The 18,893-nt window shown below is 40.8% G+C and carries 21 protein-coding genes and 1 riboswitch; of the genes, 11 read left to right on the top strand and 10 right to left on the bottom strand.

From position 1 onward, the window contains the following. Positions 1–12 precede the first annotated feature (12 nt). Positions 13–1,899: a DNA mismatch repair endonuclease MutL gene (gene mutL / locus X781_RS10365; protein WP_025236800.1), complete on the bottom strand. Its 1,887-nt coding sequence runs from the start codon at positions 1,897–1,899 to the stop codon at positions 13–15. A 311-nt stretch (positions 1,900–2,210) separates the two neighbouring features. Here mutL and proA point away from each other — a divergent pair, with 311 nt between their 5' ends. From proA to dtd, 3 genes are read left to right on the top strand one after another with little or no spacing between them, the layout of a single operon-like run. Next, complete coding sequence (gene proA, locus X781_RS10360; protein WP_025236799.1) at positions 2,211–3,449, top strand: glutamate-5-semialdehyde dehydrogenase; 1,239 nt, start codon at positions 2,211–2,213, stop codon at positions 3,447–3,449. A 1-nt stretch (position 3,450) separates the two neighbouring features. Next, on the top strand, positions 3,451–4,293 hold the full coding sequence (locus X781_RS10355) for a virulence factor BrkB family protein (RefSeq protein WP_025236798.1): 843 nt from the start codon (positions 3,451–3,453) through the stop codon (positions 4,291–4,293). After that, positions 4,268–4,702, top strand: coding sequence for a D-aminoacyl-tRNA deacylase (gene dtd / locus X781_RS10350; RefSeq protein WP_025236797.1), 435 nt, complete (start codon positions 4,268–4,270; stop codon positions 4,700–4,702). Before X781_RS10355 ends, dtd begins: the two co-directional genes overlap by 26 nt. 9 nt (positions 4,703–4,711) lie before the next feature. Here the strand turns inward: dtd and X781_RS10345 are convergent, their stop codons facing one another. Further along, positions 4,712–5,599 carry a LysR family transcriptional regulator gene (locus X781_RS10345; RefSeq protein ID WP_025236796.1) on the bottom strand — a complete coding sequence of 296 codons (888 nt, stop codon included), beginning with the start codon at positions 5,597–5,599 and terminating at the stop codon, positions 4,712–4,714. 147 nt (positions 5,600–5,746) lie between these two features. Here X781_RS10345 and X781_RS10340 point away from each other — a divergent pair, with 147 nt between their 5' ends. Further along, on the top strand, positions 5,747–6,184 hold the full coding sequence (locus X781_RS10340) for a hypothetical protein (RefSeq protein WP_025236795.1): 438 nt from the start codon (positions 5,747–5,749) through the stop codon (positions 6,182–6,184). Positions 6,185–6,282: 98 nt separating this feature from the next. Here X781_RS10340 and mutM read toward each other — a convergent pair whose 3' ends face one another. The 7 genes from mutM to ispB form a co-directional block, all read right to left on the bottom strand. Continuing rightward, positions 6,283–7,107, bottom strand: a complete 825-nt coding sequence (mutM, locus tag X781_RS10335; RefSeq protein WP_025236794.1) for a bifunctional DNA-formamidopyrimidine glycosylase/DNA-(apurinic or apyrimidinic site) lyase — start codon at positions 7,105–7,107, stop codon at positions 6,283–6,285. Positions 7,108–7,161: 54 nt separating this feature from the next. After that, positions 7,162–8,451, bottom strand: a complete 1,290-nt coding sequence (gene brnQ / locus X781_RS10330; RefSeq protein WP_025236793.1) for a branched-chain amino acid transport system II carrier protein — start codon at positions 8,449–8,451, stop codon at positions 7,162–7,164. 172 nt (positions 8,452–8,623) lie between these two features. Next, positions 8,624–9,346, bottom strand: coding sequence for a 3-oxoacyl-ACP reductase FabG (fabG, locus tag X781_RS10325; protein WP_025236792.1), 723 nt, complete (start codon positions 9,344–9,346; stop codon positions 8,624–8,626). Between the two features lie 21 nt (positions 9,347–9,367). Continuing rightward, positions 9,368–9,844, bottom strand: a complete 477-nt coding sequence (locus X781_RS10320; protein ID WP_025236791.1) for a hypothetical protein — start codon at positions 9,842–9,844, stop codon at positions 9,368–9,370. 17 nt (positions 9,845–9,861) lie between these two features. Next, positions 9,862–10,797 carry an ACP S-malonyltransferase gene (gene fabD, locus X781_RS10315; protein WP_025236790.1) on the bottom strand — a complete coding sequence of 312 codons (936 nt, stop codon included), beginning with the start codon at positions 10,795–10,797 and terminating at the stop codon, positions 9,862–9,864. A gap of 130 nt (positions 10,798–10,927) precedes the next feature. Next, the gene (locus X781_RS10310) at positions 10,928–11,674 is read right to left on the bottom strand and encodes an epoxyqueuosine reductase QueH (RefSeq protein ID WP_025236789.1); all 747 of its coding nucleotides are present in this window, start codon (positions 11,672–11,674) and stop codon (positions 10,928–10,930) included. Between the two features lie 105 nt (positions 11,675–11,779). Beyond that, positions 11,780–12,775 (bottom strand): octaprenyl diphosphate synthase, encoded by a 996-nt coding sequence (gene ispB / locus X781_RS10305; protein ID WP_025236788.1) that lies wholly within the window; start codon positions 12,773–12,775, stop codon positions 11,780–11,782. 117 nt (positions 12,776–12,892) lie between these two features. Next, positions 12,893–12,983, top strand: a riboswitch (TPP riboswitch). Positions 12,984–13,057: 74 nt separating this feature from the next. Here ispB and X781_RS10300 point away from each other — a divergent pair. From X781_RS10300 to X781_RS10270, 7 genes are all read left to right on the top strand, one after another. Continuing rightward, positions 13,058–13,777: an ABC transporter ATP-binding protein gene (locus tag X781_RS10300; RefSeq protein ID WP_025236787.1), complete on the top strand. Its 720-nt coding sequence runs from the start codon at positions 13,058–13,060 to the stop codon at positions 13,775–13,777. Continuing rightward, positions 13,777–14,541, top strand: a complete 765-nt coding sequence (locus X781_RS10295) for an ABC transporter permease (protein WP_038644045.1) — start codon at positions 13,777–13,779, stop codon at positions 14,539–14,541. Before X781_RS10300 ends, X781_RS10295 begins: the two co-directional genes overlap by 1 nt. A 15-nt stretch (positions 14,542–14,556) precedes the next feature. Further along, positions 14,557–15,204 (top strand): thiaminase II, encoded by a 648-nt coding sequence (gene tenA / locus X781_RS10290; RefSeq protein ID WP_038644043.1) that lies wholly within the window; start codon positions 14,557–14,559, stop codon positions 15,202–15,204. Positions 15,205–15,221: 17 nt separating this feature from the next. Next, positions 15,222–16,163: an ABC transporter substrate-binding protein gene (locus X781_RS10285; RefSeq protein ID WP_025236784.1), complete on the top strand. Its 942-nt coding sequence runs from the start codon at positions 15,222–15,224 to the stop codon at positions 16,161–16,163. 191 nt (positions 16,164–16,354) lie between these two features. Continuing rightward, positions 16,355–16,666 (top strand): 50S ribosomal protein L21, encoded by a 312-nt coding sequence (gene rplU / locus X781_RS10280; RefSeq protein WP_025218095.1) that lies wholly within the window; start codon positions 16,355–16,357, stop codon positions 16,664–16,666. A 20-nt stretch (positions 16,667–16,686) separates the two neighbouring features. After that, on the top strand, positions 16,687–16,944 hold the full coding sequence (rpmA, locus tag X781_RS10275; RefSeq protein WP_006249511.1) for a 50S ribosomal protein L27: 258 nt from the start codon (positions 16,687–16,689) through the stop codon (positions 16,942–16,944). 102 nt (positions 16,945–17,046) lie between these two features. Next, the gene (locus X781_RS10270) at positions 17,047–17,967 is read left to right on the top strand and encodes a DMT family transporter (protein WP_025236783.1); all 921 of its coding nucleotides are present in this window, start codon (positions 17,047–17,049) and stop codon (positions 17,965–17,967) included. A gap of 47 nt (positions 17,968–18,014) precedes the next feature. Here X781_RS10270 and X781_RS10265 read toward each other — a convergent pair whose 3' ends face one another. Continuing rightward, the gene (locus tag X781_RS10265; protein ID WP_025236782.1) at positions 18,015–18,827 is read right to left on the bottom strand and encodes a Cof-type HAD-IIB family hydrolase; all 813 of its coding nucleotides are present in this window, start codon (positions 18,825–18,827) and stop codon (positions 18,015–18,017) included. Between the last annotated feature and the right edge of the window lie 66 nt (positions 18,828–18,893).

The following is an 18,893-nucleotide window of genomic DNA, read 5'->3' as shown; positions in this document are numbered from 1 at the left end:
GCCCTTTAGTCTTTATAAATATTTAGAAAAATCCACTTCCTTCCTAATTGCTTCAATCTCTTTCTTCCCATTCGCATAGAGTTCAATTTCTGAGAGCAGAGCAATCACTTCACTTAGCGTACAAGCGGTTTGAATTTCGCATTTTTTTGCAAAAAATTCGGCTAAATTGACCGCTTGTGTTTGGTTGAATAATGCAAAGAGTAGCTGTTGCAGATTTTGCTCTCTCACTGCTTGAGGTACGGAAAGAAGCGTTAGCCTTGTTTGCTCCTGCCAATGTTTTTCGGTAATCGAAAAGCCAAGTTCTGATAATCCTTCCCTATATTGTTGCCAGCGTTCCGTTTGTGGTTCATCTAAAGTGAGGTTAAGAGGAATGAGCAAGGCTTGGGCTTGTCCTTTACCGAGTTGATAAGTAAATTTTAGCTCGGCAAGTTTTGCTAGTGGAATTAAGTAAAAATCGTCCCCTCCTTTCATTAATACCGCTTGGTTTTTCACAATAGCTAAGGCTTGAGAATGGTTGGTCGCAAGCGGTGTAATTTGCTCCATTTTTTGCAAAACAGGTTCGGGTTTTGTTTCCATTTTTGGTTCAAATGTTGGCATTTGAACAGCGGTTCTTTCTACTTTTTCCGCTCGAATATCTGAACCACTCAGGAGTTCGTTATACCATTTTTGAGCTGATTGAGAGCTACTACTTCGCTCAAATTTCGGCGTAAAAGGCGAGTGAGTAGAGCGATTTGCATTTTGTTGTGAAAATTCGCCCGCTTGTATTAGCTCTTTGGGCTGTGTAAATACATTTTGCCCTGCTGCTTGGCGATTGGTGTCTTTCGCATAAGCCGGCATTGGCTCATTGAGTTCGTTCCGTAGTTCAAGTGTGGGCTGTGCTTGTTGTAGACTATTGCTGACACCTTGTAAAATAAAATCGTGTACCAGCCTTCCTTGATGGAAACGTACTTCGTGTTTAGCCGGGTGGACGTTTACATCCACCATTGTAGGATCTAAATCTAAGAAAATCACAAACGCAGGGTAGTTTCCTGTTGCAATGCTCTCGCCATAGGCTTGGCGGATTGCGTGATTGATGGTTTTGTCTCGCATCATTCGCCCGTTTACATAGCTATAGCAAAGATCGTTTTGTGGACGAGCAAGCATCGGTGAGCCAACCCAGCCGTGTAAGTGCAAATCGCCGTGTTGCCAGTCAATATAATTGGCGTTTTGAATAAATTCCTCGCCACAAATCGCTGCCACCCGTTTTTGTTTTTGCTCTACTGATTGATCGGCAACTTTGCGATATTGGCGGACGATTTTACCATTGTGGCTTAAGGTAAAACTCACGTTCGGTTTAGCCAGGGCGATGCGTCGGATAACTTCGTCAATATGGGCGAACTCGGTTTTATCGGTGCGTAAAAATTTACGGCGTGCCGGTGTGTTGAAAAACAGATTAGCGACTTCAATTGTTGTGCCGATAGGGTGCGAAGCAGGTTGGATTTCCACTGCCATTTCTCGCCCTTGTGCGTAAGCCTGCCACGCTTCACTTTGCTCTGCGGTGCGAGAGGTGAGAGTTAAACGTGAAACCGAGCTGATACTCGCCAATGCCTCACCCCTAAAGCCTAGACTTAAAATGGCTTCCAAATCTTCCAAACTGCTGATTTTGCTCGTGGCGTGGCGAGCGAGTGCGAGTGGCAGATCTTGCTTATTGATGCCGCAGCCGTTATCTCGAATGCGGATTAGCTGTGAGCCACCTTTCTCAATATCAATTTGAATATTATTCGCCCCGGCATCAAGGCTGTTTTCAACCAGTTCTTTCACCACAGACGCAGGGCGTTCTACAACCTCGCCTGCAGCAATTTGGTTTGCTAGCTGTGGAGGCAGAATGTGGATGAGCTGTTTAGGGGGAGTGTTTGTCATTTTTAGTACTTAGTTAGATTATATATAGTAAGAGATAAAGTATATTTTGTCCTGATTAGTAGCTCCCCTCTTTAGAAAAGAGGGGCAGGGGGAGATTTGATTACGATTTTAAAATTTCGTATGAGCGTAATAATTACTTCTGCCAAATCTCCCCTAACCCCTCTTTGCTAAAGAGGGGGATCTGATCGAGCGTAAAATTCACTTACCTCACAAATTAGCCCATTTTATCTAATTTTCTTCACTTTTGCATATTTCTTCATACAAAAGAACGTGTTAGATTATGGCAATATTAACAAAATGAGAACAAATTTATGCAGATGATAGAACTTGCTCAACAAGCCAAGCAAGCCAGCGTTGAATTGGCACAATTTGGTAACCGTCAGAAAAATGAGGCTTTACTTACCATTGCAGATAGCCTTGAACAGCGTGCTACCGAAATTTTATATGCGAATGCAAAAGACATTGAATTTGCTCAATCACAAGGCATTTCATTGGCGATTATCGACCGCTTGTTACTCAATGAAGATCGCTTAAAAGGGATCGCAAATGATGTGCGAAACGTAGCGAAATTGGCAGATCCGGTCGGGCAAGTGATTGATGGCGGCGTGTTAGACAGTGGTTTAAAAATTGAACGCCAACGTGTGCCGCTGGGTGTGATTTTAACCATTTATGAAGCTCGCCCGAACGTAACTATTGATGTCGCTTCGCTCTGCTTGAAAACGGGCAATGCGGTGATTTTACGTGGCGGTAAAGAGACCAAATTTACCAATGCAGTATTAGTTGATGTGGTGCAAGATGCGTTAGAAAAAGCAGGTTTGCCGAAATTAGCGGTGCAAGCAGTAACAGATCCGGATCGTGGTTTACTGTTAGAATTGCTGAAATTAGATCGCTACATTGATATGGTTATTCCTCGAGGCGGTGCGGGGTTACATCAATTCTGCAAAGAAAATTCAACTATTCCTGTGATTGTAGGCGGCATCGGGGTTTGTCATCTGTTTGTAGAGAAAACGGCAGATCAAGAAAAATCGTTAGAGGTTATCGCAAATGCGAAAACTCAACGCCCAAGTACGTGCAATACATTAGAAACCTTGTTGGTGGAGAAATCTATCGCTGTGGAATTTTTACCGAAATTAGTCGCTAAAATGCAGCAGCTCGGCGTAACCATTCATAGTGATGATTTGCAAAAAATTGATGGAATTGAACCGCTTGATCAAGCAAAACTCAGTCAAGAGTGGTTATCCCTTGATCTTAATGTGGTCGTGGTAAACGATTTACAACAAGCAGTGGAGCATATTCGCCATTATGGATCACAACATTCGGAAAGCATTTTAACCTCTGATTACCAAATTGCTCGCCGGTTCGTACAACAAGTTGATGCAGCAGCAGTTTATATTAACGCCAGCACTCGTTTTACCGATGGTGGCGAGTTCGGCTTAGGGGCAGAAGTGGCGGTGAGTACGCAGAAATTACACGCACGAGGTCCAATGGGGCTTGAAGCATTAACCACTTATAAATGGGTGTGCGAAGGCGATTATTTAGTTAGAGGATAATATGTTGAAATGGATTTTAGAATTTCTTAAATTGCTCGCTAAGCGTTATACGGAAAATAACATTGCAATTTCAGCGGGCTATCTTACTTACAGTACAATGCTTGCCATTGTGCCGTCAATCATTGTGTTGTTTTCGATTTTTACGTTTTTCCCTGTGTTTTATGAAGCCAGTGAAATGCTAAAAGCCTTTATTTATGACAATTTCGCCCCTAATGCGAGTGAGATGGTATCTGAGTACCTTGAATTATTTGTAGGTAATGCAAAAAAAATGGGGCTCGTCAGTATTATTGGTTTATTTGTGGTTGCTCTGATGCTGATTAAAAGCATTGATGAAGCCCTCAATACCATTTGGCATAATAATAAGAGCAGACCGATGTGGTTCTCTTTTTTGCTCTATTTCTTAATTTTAATATTTGGACCATTACTCGCCGGAGCAAGTATTGCTATTACGACCTACATTACATCTCTGGCAGTTTTTAATGGCTCAGGAGCATTGTCGCTAGGGCAACATTTATTAGAATTAATGCCGTTTTTATTAATTTGGTTGTTGTTTACATTGGTGTATAAATTTATCCCGGTTACTAAGGTGAAATTTAAGCACGCAGCAATTGGAGCATTGTTAGCTGCTTTTTTCTTTACTTTGGGTAAACAAGCCTTTATTTGGTATATCACGGCGTTCCCATCTTACCAAGCGATTTACGGAGCATTAGCTGTGTTACCTATTATGCTATTGTGGATTCAATTAAGCTGGCAAGTTGTATTATTAGGTGGGCAGTTCGCTGCAATATTAAAAGAGATGGAAGAAAACAGGGATATTTATGATCGGATTAATTCAGCGGGTTAAATGGGCAAAGGTTGAGGTTGAAGGGCAAGCCGTTGGCGAAATTCAGCACGGTTTATTGGTTCTGCTTGGCGTTGAAAAAGATGACGATGAAGCTAAAGCCGATAAGCTATTAGAAAAAGTGCTGAATTACCGAGTGTTTTCTGATGAGCAAGACAAAATGAATTTGAATGTTCAGCAAGCTGGCGGTAGCCTACTCGTGGTTTCGCAGTTCACCCTTGCGGCAGATACGAACAAAGGTTTACGTCCAAGTTTTTCAAAGGGAGCTGCCCCAATTGATGCAGAGCGTTTATATGACTATTTTCATCAACAAGCAGCAACTAAAATCCATACCCAGACAGGGCAGTTTGCCGCAGATATGCAAGTTAGCTTACAAAATGACGGACCTGTTACGTTTTGGTTGCAGGTGTAATTTTTACCCTTAGGCGATTTTTAGGGTATCAATTACCGCTCGTAGTGCAGGTGAAACATTACGATGCGGATAGTACAGATAAAGAGGTGGCAGGGTGATGCAACTTTGGTTAAAAATAGAAATTAATTGACCGCTTGCCAGCTCTGTTTCTATTAAATGTTCAGGCAAATATGCTAAGCCTAAATGCAAAAGAGCTGCATCTTTGGCAGACTGTGAACTGTTGAAAATCCAGCGGCAATTTGGGGTAAGCTTAATTTTTTCGCCATTATCCTCAAACTCCCAAGAAAAAAGTTCTCTATTGCTTAGGCGATATCCAATACATTGATATTGTGCTAACTCTTGAAGATCTTTTGGAAAGCCGTGCATTGTGAAATAGTTTGGGGTTGCAGCTAACGTCATTTTAATAGGCTCTGTGATTTTGACTGCGATCATCTCTTCAGCAACATAACTTCCTAATCGAACTCCTGCATCAAAGCCTTCTTGAATAATATCGATAAAATGATTTGCTCCGATTAATTCAATCTGAATTTCAGGATATTTTTCTTTAAAATGAGCCAATTTAGGCAGCAATAGCTGTTGAACTGTGTGTAAATCAGCATTAATTCTCACTAAACCGCTAGGTGCTTCACGGTAATGAGCCAGTGAATCTAATTCTTGGTCGAGCTTAGTAAAACTTTTTTCAGCGGTACGAAAAAGTTGTTGCCCGGCTTGGGTAAGTGTAACCTGCCTTGTTGTTCTAACAAATAGTTGCAAACCGAGCCGTTTTTCTAATAAACGAATTGTTTTGCTGAGTGCAGGAGATGAAACCCCTAATTTGCTTGCTGCTCTGCTAAAGTTTTTTTCATTGGCGACTAATAGAAACGCATAGAGATCATTATAATTTTCACGTTTTGGCATAGTTTTCCTTAATTAATAACTTAAGGTTAATAGTCTATCAACTTTTTTGTGTATTATCATTTTATTTTTAACCTCTATAATGCTCCACATCAACGACAAGATGTCGTTTGACTTAACAAATAGATAATATATAGAGGATTTTTTTAAATGAAATTAAATACATTAATCAGCACAATTTTACTTGGTACAGCTTTAACTACAACAGCAAATGCGGCAACTATTCAACGATATGTAGATATTGAAGGAAAGACATATAAATTAACTGAAGTAAAAAAAGATAATTATGATTATTATGCTGACCAACTAAAAAGTCGTTTAGCTGATCTACAAACAGAGCAAAATCTTGCAAATTTTAAAACGTTAGTGAATGAAGCAGCTGAATTCGCACAAAATGCAAAAAGAACAGTACAAGAGAGCTTTGTAGATCAATATGATGCTCAAGATAATGCTCGTGAAAGAGATATGGTGTCTGCTCGTTCAACTCTAATCGGTAAATTAATTACTTCGTTAGATACTGCGGCTCATAAAAATGAGTTAAGTGCAGCTAAACAAGCCGTATTATTTAACGTAGCAAGTTATCTTTAATCCTAAATAATTTTTTTCATAGTTCCTTAGTAGTAAGCGGTCATATTTGTAAGTTTTTTTGCAAATATGACCTTTTTTATATTAGCGATTAATCAAAATCACTTAGGCAATTTCTGACATTTCGGGCAGAAGTAAGTGTTACGTTGCCCAATCACTTTGGTTTCAATGGGTTTTCCACAATCATTACAGGCTTCCCCTTTTCGTCCGTATACTTGTAGCACTTGAGCAAAATAGCCGGGTTTGCCGTCAGGTTGGACAAAATCTTTGAGCGTTGTGCCACCTTGAATAATGGCTTTAGTTAGCACTTCTTTGATGGTTTTCACTAAACGCTCGCATTGCTTTTTAGTCAGATTTTGTGCTGCAAGCTCAGGGTGAATGCCAGCCATAAATAAACTTTCGCACGCATAGATATTTCCAACGCCCACAACTACTTCATTCGTCATAATAAAGGTTTTACAAGCGGTCGTTTTTTTACGACTTTTTGCAAATAAATAATCGGGTGTGAAATCGTCTGAAAGCGGTTCAGGTCCAAGTTTACGTAGTAGTTCGTGATTTTCAGCCTTTTCTGACCATAGCCAGCAGCCGAATTTGCGAGGATCGTTATAGCGTAAAACAGTGCCGTTTTGGGTAATAAGATCGACGTGGTCGTGCTTGCCAATTTCTTTTTGTTGGTTTTCTTGCAAAATGCCAAGTGAGCCGGACATTCCTAGATGAACTAAAATATCGCCTTTGTCGGTGCGGATAATAAGATATTTCGCCCGTCTTTCTACTGCTTCGATTTTTGCATTTTCCATTTGAGACAGCTCAGGGCTAACTGCCCAGCGTAGTTTGGGTTGGCGGACCATTATTTGCTTAATTGTTTGCCCTTTTAAATAAGGCTTGATGCCTCGCACGCTGGTTTCAACTTCGGGTAATTCAGGCATTTTTACTCCTTATAGTAAAAGGTGCGTTTATAAACGCACCCTAAATGTTGTTAATTAGGCTTTTTTACCAAATAGATAACCAATTACTGTACCTGCAATTGCAAACGGAATCCACTCCATTGAAATAGATTTCAACGGCAGAGCGTTTATCACTTCTACACCGGCAACGGATAAAATGGACACAATAGTAACCAGTGCTAATGGTAAGCGTTGAGCCAGTAATGGCAGTCTAATAAAGATGTTAATAAACATTAGGAAGATAACCGTCATCGCAATCGGATATAGCACTAACAACACCGGCACTGATTTTGAGATAACAAAATCTAAGCCTTGATTAGCAATGCCAAAGCTAATAAGCGTAAAAATCAATACATACACTTTATAGGAAATTTTCGGGAATACTTCATTGAAATATTCGCTTGTGGTTACGATTAACCCAATTGAAGTGGTTAAACAGGCAAGCGTTACAATTACGCCCAGTAGCGTACGACCAAACTCACCGAAGGTATCAGTTGCGACACTATTGAGAATAAATGTACCGATGTTTTGACCTTTTGCATTCAGCTCTGCGAGAGTTTCTGCACTAATCGGGTAGTGATTACCAATCCACGCAAGAGAAATGTAAATTGCTGCTAATGCAATAGCTGCAATTACCCCAGCCATTGAAGTCTGCTTGATTAAGTCTTTACCGCCGATACCTTTCGCCTTAATTGCACTAATCACAATCACAGAGAAAGTAATCGAGGCTAGAGCATCCATTGTTAAATAACCTTCAACAATACCTGTAAAGAGAGGGGTTTCAGGATCAGCTTTCGTTGCTGCTACAGGCAATTCATTTCCGCCTAATAAGATAACCGCTTTAACAACTAATGCTAAAATCGCAACTAACAATACAGGGGTTAAAATTGCCCCGATTCTATCTACTACCGTTGATGGGTTTAAGCTGAACCATACCGCAATCAAGTAATAAACGAGTGTAAATATCAATAAAGAAACTGTGCTACTTTCACCAATAAAGGGTACAACTGCCATTTGGTAAGCCGTTGCCCCTGTACGAGGAATGGCAAAGAATGGTCCGATAGTTAAATAAATTGCCATTAAAAATAGCAGAGAAAAATAAGGGTGAACATTTTTGCTCAAGGCTTCTTTGTAACCACCTTGATAGTAACCGCTCACGGCAATTCCGAGCAGTGGCAAACCTACACCGGTAATCACAAAGCCAATAATAGAAGGCAGAAAATCAACGCCACTATCTAAACCGAGTTTTGGCGGAAAAATTAAGTTACCCGCCCCAAAGAAAATCGCAAAGAGCATAAAGCCCACGATGAAGGTATTTTTAGTCATAATAATTACTACTTAAAAATTAAAAAGGAAAGACATTAAAAAAATAAGGGGAGAATTGTGCCATATTTGCAAACTTCTTGCAAAAAAAGACCGCTTGATATTGTGGAAAAATGTGTTTTTAGAAAAGAAAAGTCGGCAAATTGCCGACTTTTAACAAAATAGAAAGGAAATATTAACCCATATATAACCCACCATTCACGTGAATGGTTTCGCCGTTGATATAACGTGCATCATCTGAGGCTAAGAATGCCACTGCTTTTGCAATATCTTGTGGAGAGCCAAGTTCGCCAGCCGGAATTTGACTTAAGATTGCATTGCGTTGATCTTCATTTAGTTCATCGGTCATATCCGTTGCGATAAAGCCCGGTGCAACGACGTTTACCGTAATGCCACGGCTTGCGACTTCTTTCGCAAGTGATTTAGAGAAACCAACTAAGCCTGCTTTTGCCGCACAATAGTTAGTTTGCCCCGGATTACCCATTGAGCCAACTACAGAACCAATGCTGATGATACGACCGCCTTTTTTCATCATTGGTCGTAAAACAGCTTTAGACAAACGATAAACTGATGTAAGGTTAGTTTGAATGATATCGAACCAATCATCATCTTTCATACGCATTAATAAACCATCACGGGTGATGCCTGCGTTATTCACTAACACATCCACATCACCAAAGGTTTCTTTAATCTGTTTTAACACAGAATCAATAGATTCTGCATCTGCCACGTTTAGCACTAAACCTTTGCCATTTTCGCCTAAGTAAGCAGAAATAGACTCCGCACCTTTTTCAGAGGTTGCTGTACCAATAATGGTATAGCCTTTTGCGACTAATTCTTCGGCAATTGCTTTGCCGATACCACGAGTTGCACCTGTAACTAATGCGATTTTGCTCATACATTCTCCTATAAAAGACGATTAAAGCGTTAAAATATAAAAAATAAAAAGAATAATAAAGTAGTTTATCACAGTGGTTGAACCACCGAATAACGCATATTTAACTGCTGAACCTTGCTGTGGATAAATCCAACGTGGGCGAGCAAACGCCCATATTGTTGAGACTATCAATAATCCTAAACTACTTAATAAATAAATTTGAAATAAAACGACCGCACCTTTAGGATCGCCCTCGCTTAACAGCACACCATAAATAGCCCACGCTTGAATAACCGCGGTAGTAAGTGCGGCTCCGCCAATAAACGCTCGGCGAATTTTCGGATTGATAGCCAAAAAGTAAGCTAAAAATGAGCAAGCAGCGGCAACCGAAAGCATACCAAATTGTTTAAATATGGAACTACTTTCAAGCGGATCGACATTACTAAACATATAGCTGGCAGGCACTATGACTAAGGCAATCAATACACTGAACAGCATAAATAAAGTTTCTTTGCTCATTTTATTGCTCATTGAAATTAGGCTTGAACTGCCTCAAGGCTGGCAACATCATTTACCGCTTGTGCTGATAACTCTTTCACAACACGGCTTGTTAAACCGGTTAATACTTTGTTTGGACCGATTTCATAAAGCGTTGTGATGCCGTCTTGTGCCATTTTTTCAACGGTTTCTGTCCAACGCACGGGGCTATAAAGCTGACGAACAAGTGCGTTGCGGATGGTATCTGCATCGCTTTCAACTGCCACATCCACGTTGTTAATAACAGGTACAAGCGGTTGATTTAGCGTGATATTTTGCAATGCTACGGCTAATTTTTCCGCAGCCGGTTTCATTAATGCACAGTGTGAAGGCACGCTTACGGCTAGTGGTAACGCACGTTTTGCCCCAGAAGCTTTGCATAATTCACCTGCTTTTTCTGCTGCCGCTTTTGTACCGGCAATCACCACTTGACCCGGCGAGTTAAAGTTTACCGCTGAAACAATTTCACCTGTTTCAGTTGCGGCTTGTTCGCACGCCTTGATAATCGCTTCATTGTCTAAACCGATAATCGCATACATTGCACCACTGCCTGCCGGCACGGCTTCTTGCATTGCGTTACCACGTAATTCAACTAATTTGATGGCATCTTGGAAGTTTAACACGCCGGCACAAACTAGGGCAGAGTATTCTCCCAAGCTATGACCTGCCATTACAGACGGTTTTAATTCAGGGTATTTTTCTTGCCATACACGGAAAATCGCCACCGATGCGGCTAATAAAGCAGGTTGAGTGCGTTGAGTTTGCCCTAATTCTTCCGCTGTGCCGTTTTGAACTAAATCCCATAAATCATAGCTAAGCACATCACTTGCTTGTTTGAAGGTTTCTTCTACGATTGGATATTGTGTAGCAAGGTCTGCAAGCATTCCGATAGCTTGTGAGCCTTGACCGGGAAAAACCATAGCGAATTTTGACATTTTTTATTCCTCTTTTAAATTGTAACCTGTAGGGGCAAATTGCAATGTGCCCCTACGATGTAATCTTGCAAATTTTTGGTGAAATCTGATCGCTTGTAAGGGCGAATTGCCATTCGCCCCTACGTTTAAATTAATCCGGCGAGTAATAAAGCTTGCCGATTTCAATCCGCTCACGCCCTGTTTCTAATCGCCATTTGTTGCTATCACGCAGGGAATAAACGCAACCGCAATATTCCTGCTGATAGAAGCGTTCACGCTTACTGATTTCGATCATACGCTGAGAACCACCGCCTTTACGCCAGTTGTAATCCCAGTAAACCACATCATCAAATTTGGCGGCGGCACGGTGTCCGCAGTCGTTGATTTGGTTCATATCTTTCCAGCGAGAAATACCTAAGCAACTGGTAAAGACCGGGAAGCCGTTGTTGTGGGCGTATTCCGCTGCTTTTTCAAAACGCATATCGAAGCACATTGTGCAACGAATGCCTCGTTCAGGTTCCCATTCCATACCTTTAGCTTTTTTAAACCACTCTTTGCGGTCATTTTCGTAGTCGTCATCTAAATCGATAAACGGAATACCCCACTTTTCAGCAAAGCGGATATTCTCTTCCTTGCGAATGAGATACTCTTTGAGTGGGTGGATGTTCGGGTTATAGAAATAGATGGTAAATTCGATGCCGGAGGCGTGAATTGCTTCCATCACTTCGCCCGAACAAGGGGCACAGCAAGAGTGCAACAGCAGCTTGTTGTGTCCGTTTGGTAGTTCTAATTTCTCACGTACAAACGGGGCGTTCGGGTCTTTTTTACTTTGTTGAGCTCTGCGTCTAGCACGCACGCTTTCAATATGTTCTTGGGGTTGTTGGTTTTGTTCTGTCATTTTTCGTAGGAGCGGGTTCTGTGCCACCCATAAATTATCGTAAATATTAGGGCGGGCACAGAACCCGCCCCTACAAGTGGTTAAATTTTTCCGATTTTTTGCAAATTAATAAGAGCGATCTACCGACAAATACGCCAGTGAAATCAATGCCTGTTTGTATTCACTTTCAGGCAATACCGCTAACGCATCGACCGCTTTTTGGGCTTCTTCACGGGCTTTTTGCATTGCGTAGTCGAGAGATTTGTGTTCCGTCATAATGGCTAAAACGTCTGGAATTTGCTCCAATTCACCACCGTTTTCAATTGCATTGCGGATCAGCTCCACTTGAGCGGTTTTGCTTGCTTTTTCCGCTGCGTGCATTGCGTGTAAGAGCGGAAGCGTTGGTTTGCCTTCTACAAAGTCATCGCCTACATTTTTGCCTAAACTTTCACTTTGGGCGGAGTAGTCTAAAATATCATCAATAAGTTGGAATGCCGTGCCTAAATAACAACCGTAATCTTTTAAGCCGTTTTCGATTTCTTCGCTTGCTTGTGCGGCAATTGCCACACATTGAGTCGCAGCTTCAAACAAACGTGCGGTTTTGTTGTAAATCACACGCATATAGTTTGCTTCTGTGGTGTTTGGGTCGTTCACATTCATTAATTGCTGAACTTCACCTTCTGCCAACGCATTGGTTGCCGAAGACATTACTTTTAATACACGAAGCGAGTCTAAATCCGTCATCATTTGAAAAGAACGAGTGTAGATATAATCGCCCACTAACACGCTTGCTGCATTGCCAAACACCGCATTTGCAGTATCTCGCCCACGACGTTTGTCGGATTCGTCCACCACATCATCGTGTAAAAGTGTTGCCGTATGTACAAACTCAATAAAAGCCGCCGCTGTAATATGTTTTTTACCTTGATAACCTAACGCACGGGCTGCAAGCACTGAAATTAATAGGCGAATGCGTTTGCCTCCGCCTGCGATAATGTAATGCCCAAGCTGGTTAATCAATAAGACTTCCGAATTAAGTTGAGCCAAAATTTCTGCGTTTACCGCTTGCATATCTTCATTTGCAAGGGCTTGAATTTGTTCGAGAGTTAATTGCGTAGCCATTTGTTTCCATCTGATTAGGTAAAATTTGCTCTACATTCTACCCTAAATCAGCCGTCTTCAAAAAGAATAATTTCAGAAAGCATTTGCATATCGGGCTAAATTTTCTTAGACTTGAGCTAATTTTAGTCGGGGTGCTGTTTTCAGCTGAGATGATACCCGTGAACCTGATTCAGTTAATACTGCCGTAGGAAACTAATGATGCCAAACTCAATCCCTATCTCTATTCTTTCGTCTTTTTCACGCGTTTCTTGCCTTACTCTAAATCGTTGATTTGGAGGCATTATGCACATTGAAATCCGCAATCTTTGCTTAACATTTGGCGAGCAAGTGCTATTTCAACATTTCAATTTTCAACTTAAAAAAGGAAGTTGGACCAGTATGTTAGGAGCAAGCGGTGTTGGAAAATCAACACTTTTACGCATTATTGCAGGATTAGAAAGCGAAGCGATACAAACGGGCGAAATCTCTTTTGACCCCAACACTCGTATTGCGTGGTTAGCTCAAACCGACTCGCTTTATCCGTGGTTATCAATGATTGACAACGTTCAGTTACAGGCTCATTTAAGTGGTCAAAAATCAGCAGAAAGTCAAGAAAAAGCGATAAGCCTGCTTGAGCAAGTCGGGCTAGGTGAACATTTGCATAAGCGTTGTTATCAACTTTCGGGCGGTCAGCGGCAACGAGTGGCGTTAGCTCGCACGTTAATGCAAGAGGCAAATCTCATTTTAATGGATGAGCCATTCTCCGCTCTTGATGCAGTAACTCGCCATCAATTACAAGCCCTTGCCGTTGAGCTGTTGCGAGATAAAACGGTGTTGTTGATTACGCACGATCCGCAGGAAGCAATTCGTGTAAGCGATGAAATTCGCATTTTACGTCATCAACCTGCTGAAATTGCTCTAACTATTGCCCTAGAAGGCGACAGACCACGAGAACTTAACAATCACCGGCAATGGGTATTACAGCAACAATTATTTAATGAATTAACCGGCGGAGGAGAGTAATGCGTTCCTTTTTGCAAAAAATGCCACTTTTTCGACCGCTTGTGATTACATTTTGCTTGCTTTTATTGTGGCAAGGGGCGGTTAGTTTTGGTGGAATGCCTGCTTATATGTTGCCTTCACCGCTTACGGTTTGGCAAAAGTTAATTGAAAATGCTCCGCTTCTTGCTACTCACGCCCAAATCACGTTATTGGAAATTGTGTTAGGCTTGCTGCTTGGCTTTTTGTTCGGGTTAGGCTCAGCATTGTTACTGACTCGCTATAAGCAGTTGTCTAAATTCTTATTGCCTTTGCTTGTTATTTCTCAAGCTATTCCTGTGTTTGCTATAGCACCACTTCTCGTACTGTGGTTTGGCTATGGGCTTGCTTCCAAAATTGTGATGACGGTACTGATTATTTACTTCCCTGTAACTGCTGCCTGTTTTGATGGGTTACGCAATACACCAAAAACTTGGTTGGATTTGGCAAAAACCTTAGAGATTTCACCTATTGCAATGTTATTTAAAGTTCAGCTCCCTGCTGCTTTGCCATCACTGGCTTCAGGTTTACGCATTGCAGTGTCAGTTGCACCTATTGGGGCGATTGTGGGGGAATGGGTAGGTTCATCACAAGGTTTAGGCTACTTAATGCTCCACGCTAACGCTCGTATGCAGACAGACTTGATGTTTGCCGCTCTTTTTATTTTGATTGTGATTGCGTTATTGCTCTACTTTGTTACCGATAAATTACTTAAACACCTTGTACCTTGGGCTGCACATTTACATTAATAAAAAGGAGAATTTATGTCTATTATTCAACGACTTACCGAAAAAGCAGGGCAATATTGGCTTGATTATATCGATCACGATTTTGTGAAACAACTTGCTAATGGCACGTTACCTAAACACTGTTTTCAACACTATTTAAAGCAAGATTATCGTTTTTTGTTTCAATATAGCCGAGCAATTTCACTCGGTATTTTCAAGGCTGAACGGTTTGAAGATATTTATTTCGCCCAAAAAATGAATGAAGGATTACTGCGCGAAATTCAATTACACATTGATTATTGCAAGCAATGGGGCATTAAAGAGGAAGAACTTTTTGCAACAGAAGAATCTCCAGCTTGTGTTGCCTACACTCGTTATGTTTTAGATTGCGGAATGAAAGGCGGATTAGCAGAGCTTTATACCGCTCTTGCTCCTTGTACGATTGGCTATGCTGAAATTGCTCGCCGTATTGCTCCATATTCTGTGGCGAATAATCCTTATCAGAGTTGGATTGATACTTATGCTTCAAATGAATTTCAGCAAGATAGCCAAGAACTTTCTGATTATCTGGCTAAACTCTATGAACCTTTAAACGAAACACAAAAAGCTGAATTACAACAAATTTTCAATACTGCCAGTCGTATGGAAGCCGCATTTTGGCAAATGGGGCTGGATTTAAGTTAACTAAAAAGGAGACATTTATGAAACTTCATCGTACTTTATTTGCTGTTGCGGCTCTACTTTCAGCCAACAACGTTATGGCAAAAGAAAAAATCAGCCTAATGCTAGATTGGTTTGTAAACCCTGACCACGCTGCCATTATTGTGGCACAGCAGAAAGGTTATTTTGCCGAACAAGGTTTGGAGGTTGAAATTATTGAACCGGCTGATCCTTCTATGCCACCCAAATTAGTCGCCGCAGGTAAGGCAGATTTAGCGGTGGATTATCAGCCGCAACTTCAACAACAAGTGGCACAAGGCTTGCCTCTAAGCCGTATAGGTACATTGGTTGCCACTCCTCTGAATAGTCTTGTCGTGCTGGATAACGGCAAGATCAATACCATTGCCGATCTGAAAGGTAAGAAGATTGGCTATTCCGTTAGCGGATTTGAAGATGCGTTACTTAAAGCAATGCTCTCTTCGGTTGATTTGAAAGAAAATGATGTTGAGCTGATTAATGTGAACTGGTCGCTATCGCCCTCATTACTTTCAGGGCAAGTTGATGCGGTAATTGGGGCTTTTCGTAATTTCGAGCTAAATCAACTTGCATTAGAACATCAAAAAGGGAAAGCCTTCTTCCCTGAAGAACACGGTGTCCCTGCTTATGATGAATTGATTTTAGTTGCTCATAAAGACAAAGCACAAGATGCAAAATTTTCTGCTTTTTTGACCGCTTTAGAGAAAGCTACCATCTACACGCTCAATCACCCACAAACTGCGTGGGAAGAGTTTGTCAGTTATAAACCACAAGAACTAAATAATGAATTAAATCGCCGAGCGTGGGCTGATACTTTACCACGTCTTGCACATCGTCCTAGAGCATTAGATGCTCATCGTTACACTAGAATGGCAGAATTTTTAAAATCGCAAGGCTTAGTCAAAGAAATGCCAAAACTGGAAGAATATGCGGTTGAACTAAAATAACGGTCTTTGGGGTTGTGAAATCGGAAAAAAGATCAAAATAATTGGGCTAAAAAGCAGGAACACAAATTTTTAAAGATTTTATTAAAATCCTGCTTGCTCTTTTTAATGTTTTTCCGTAGAATTGCAACCCTATTTTTATGAATTAATTTAGTGCCTAAACGCAAAAGCAGATGGCACATAGCGGAGTAAATATGTACGCAGTTTTCCAAAGTGGCGGCAAACAACACCGTGTAAGCGAGGGTCAAGTAGTTCGTTTAGAAAAACTTGAAATCGCAACTGGTGAGAAAGTTGAATTCGATTCAGTTTTAATGGTCGTTAATGGCGAAGATGTTAAAATCGGTGCACCGGTAGTTGCTGGTGCAAAAGTAGTGGCTGAAGTTGTAGCACAAGGTCGTGGCGAGAAAGTTAAAATCGTTAAGTTCCGTCGTCGTAAACACAGCCGTAAACAACAAGGTCATCGTCAGTGGTTCACAGAAGTGAAAATCACTGGGATTCAAGCATAATTTCAGAGGAGATCTAGAAGATGGCAACTAAAAAAGCTGGTGGTTCAACTCGTAACGGTCGTGATTCTGAAGCTAAACGCCTTGGTGTTAAACGTTTCGGTGGTGAATCTGTATTAGCAGGTAGCATCATTGTTCGTCAACGTGGTACTAAATTCCACGCGGGTTCAAATGTAGGTATGGGTAAAGACCACACTTTATTTGCAACTGCAGACGGTAAAGTTAAATTTGAAGTGAAAGGCGAGAAAAGCCGTAAATATGTAAGCATCATTGCTGACTAATCATTTCAAAATCAATAAGAGACCTCGCCAATGGCGGGGTTTTTTTATATCACCATATTTCCAGAATATAGAAAACATAGAATAGAAAAAGGAATTTCAACAATGAGACAACGACCTTTACTTGGTTTTTCTCTGGCATTAATTGCAGCGATGACGTGGGGAACTCTACCAATTGCTGCACAGCAAGTTCTGAAAGTTATGGATGCACAAACGTTAGTGTGGGTGAGATTTGTTATTGCTTCAGCCGGATTATTACTGATTTTGGGATTTGCAAAACGTTTACCAAAATTGACCGCTTGTAGCAAAAAAGAATTCAGCTTAATATTGTTAGGCGTATGCGGTTTAGCGGCTAATTTCTTCCTATTTGCAGAAGCCTTGCACTACGTTTCGCCTGTTACTAACCAAGTCTTGTGGCAGTTAGCCCCATTTTCAATGATTCTATTAGGTGTCTTACTATTTAAGGAAAAGTTCGGTTTTTTCCAAAAGCTTGGCTTTATGTTATTGATTGCCGGTCTTATTGCTTTTTTTAACGATAAATTTGCTGAAATTTTGCAACTTAATACCTATGCTCTCGGGGTGTTGCTGAGTGCCGGAGCCAGCTTGATTTGGGTATTATATGGCGTGGCTCAAAAGTTATTATTAGCGAAATTCAACTCCCAGCAGGTGCTATTTATTATTTACATTGGTTGTTCATTACTGATGTTGCCTTTTGCTACACCGGCACAATTAGGCGAGCTTGAAGGTGGATTTCTATGGGGATGTTTTATCTATTGTTGCTTGAATACCTTGATTGGCTATGGCTCTTACGGTGAGGCGTTAAATCATTGGGATACCTCAAAAGTGAGTATTGTAACTACAATGCTCCCAATTTTTACGATGATATTTTCCAACATTAGTCATTATTTTTATCCTCATATTTTTGCCGAACCAGATATGAATTGGATAAGCTATCTTGGAGCATTCGTGGTAGTGGGAGGAGCAATTTTAGCAATTGCTGGTGATAAGTTATTTAAACGAGGGTGAGTATACAAGCGGTTGTAAATTGATAAAAATTTACAACCGCTTTTTGTTTAAATGACGTGTAGTGTTTCTAATGCGTATAAAATACCGTCTTCTTCAATCGGTTTTGTAATGAAATCTGCCACCGCCTTCAGCTCAGGTTCGCCATTGCCCATAGCCACACCGAAGCCGACAGTCGGTAACATTTCCATATCATTAAAGCCATCTCCAAATGCCATTGAGCTTTCAATATCAATACCCAATTTTGCCAGCACATCTTGAATACCACGAGCTTTGGAGTTCTCTTTTCTTAGAATATCCACTGCATTCGGGTGCCAGCGAGCCTCTTTTAAATCATTTGCAAAAATTCCGCTATTTTCGACCGCTTGTGTTTGCTCTTTGGTATAAAACAGCAGCATTTGCACAATATGCTCTTTTTCGTGGTAGTGCGGATCAACCAAATAATTCGGTGTAATCGGTAAAACCGCTTCGTGAACGATAGGATTAGTTTCAGAAACTGCAATCGTCATCGGTGTTACAAAGGCGTAAATAATGCCTAATTCATTAGCTTTGCGAATAATTCGCTCAATTTGCTCACGGCTAAGGGAATAATCGCTAATAAGCTGATCTTTATAGAAATTATATTGCCCATTAATCGTAACAAATAATTCAAAGCCTGTTTCGGGATTTAAATAGGGTTTCAAGGCTTCAGGGAAACAACCGTGATTTCTGCCTGTGGCGATAGCAGGAATAATCCCTTTTGCTTTTAGGCGAGGTAAAACTTGCTCGGTAACAGAAGTAGGAATGTAGGCTTTATGCTTTACATACAAGGTTTCATCAATATCGAAAAAAACAATTTTAATTGGTTTTTGAGGTGTGTTCATCTGCTTTTCCTTTATGTTGCCAATAGTAAGATTTTACTCTTTTTTCGAGAAAGATCGCAAAAATAG

Origin of the sequence: Mannheimia sp. USDA-ARS-USMARC-1261 (assembly GCF_000521605.1) — a bacterium.
GTDB classification, from domain to species: Bacteria; Pseudomonadota; Gammaproteobacteria; order Enterobacterales; family Pasteurellaceae; genus Mannheimia; species Mannheimia indoligenes.
This window is presented reverse-complemented; position numbering and strand designations above follow the sequence as displayed.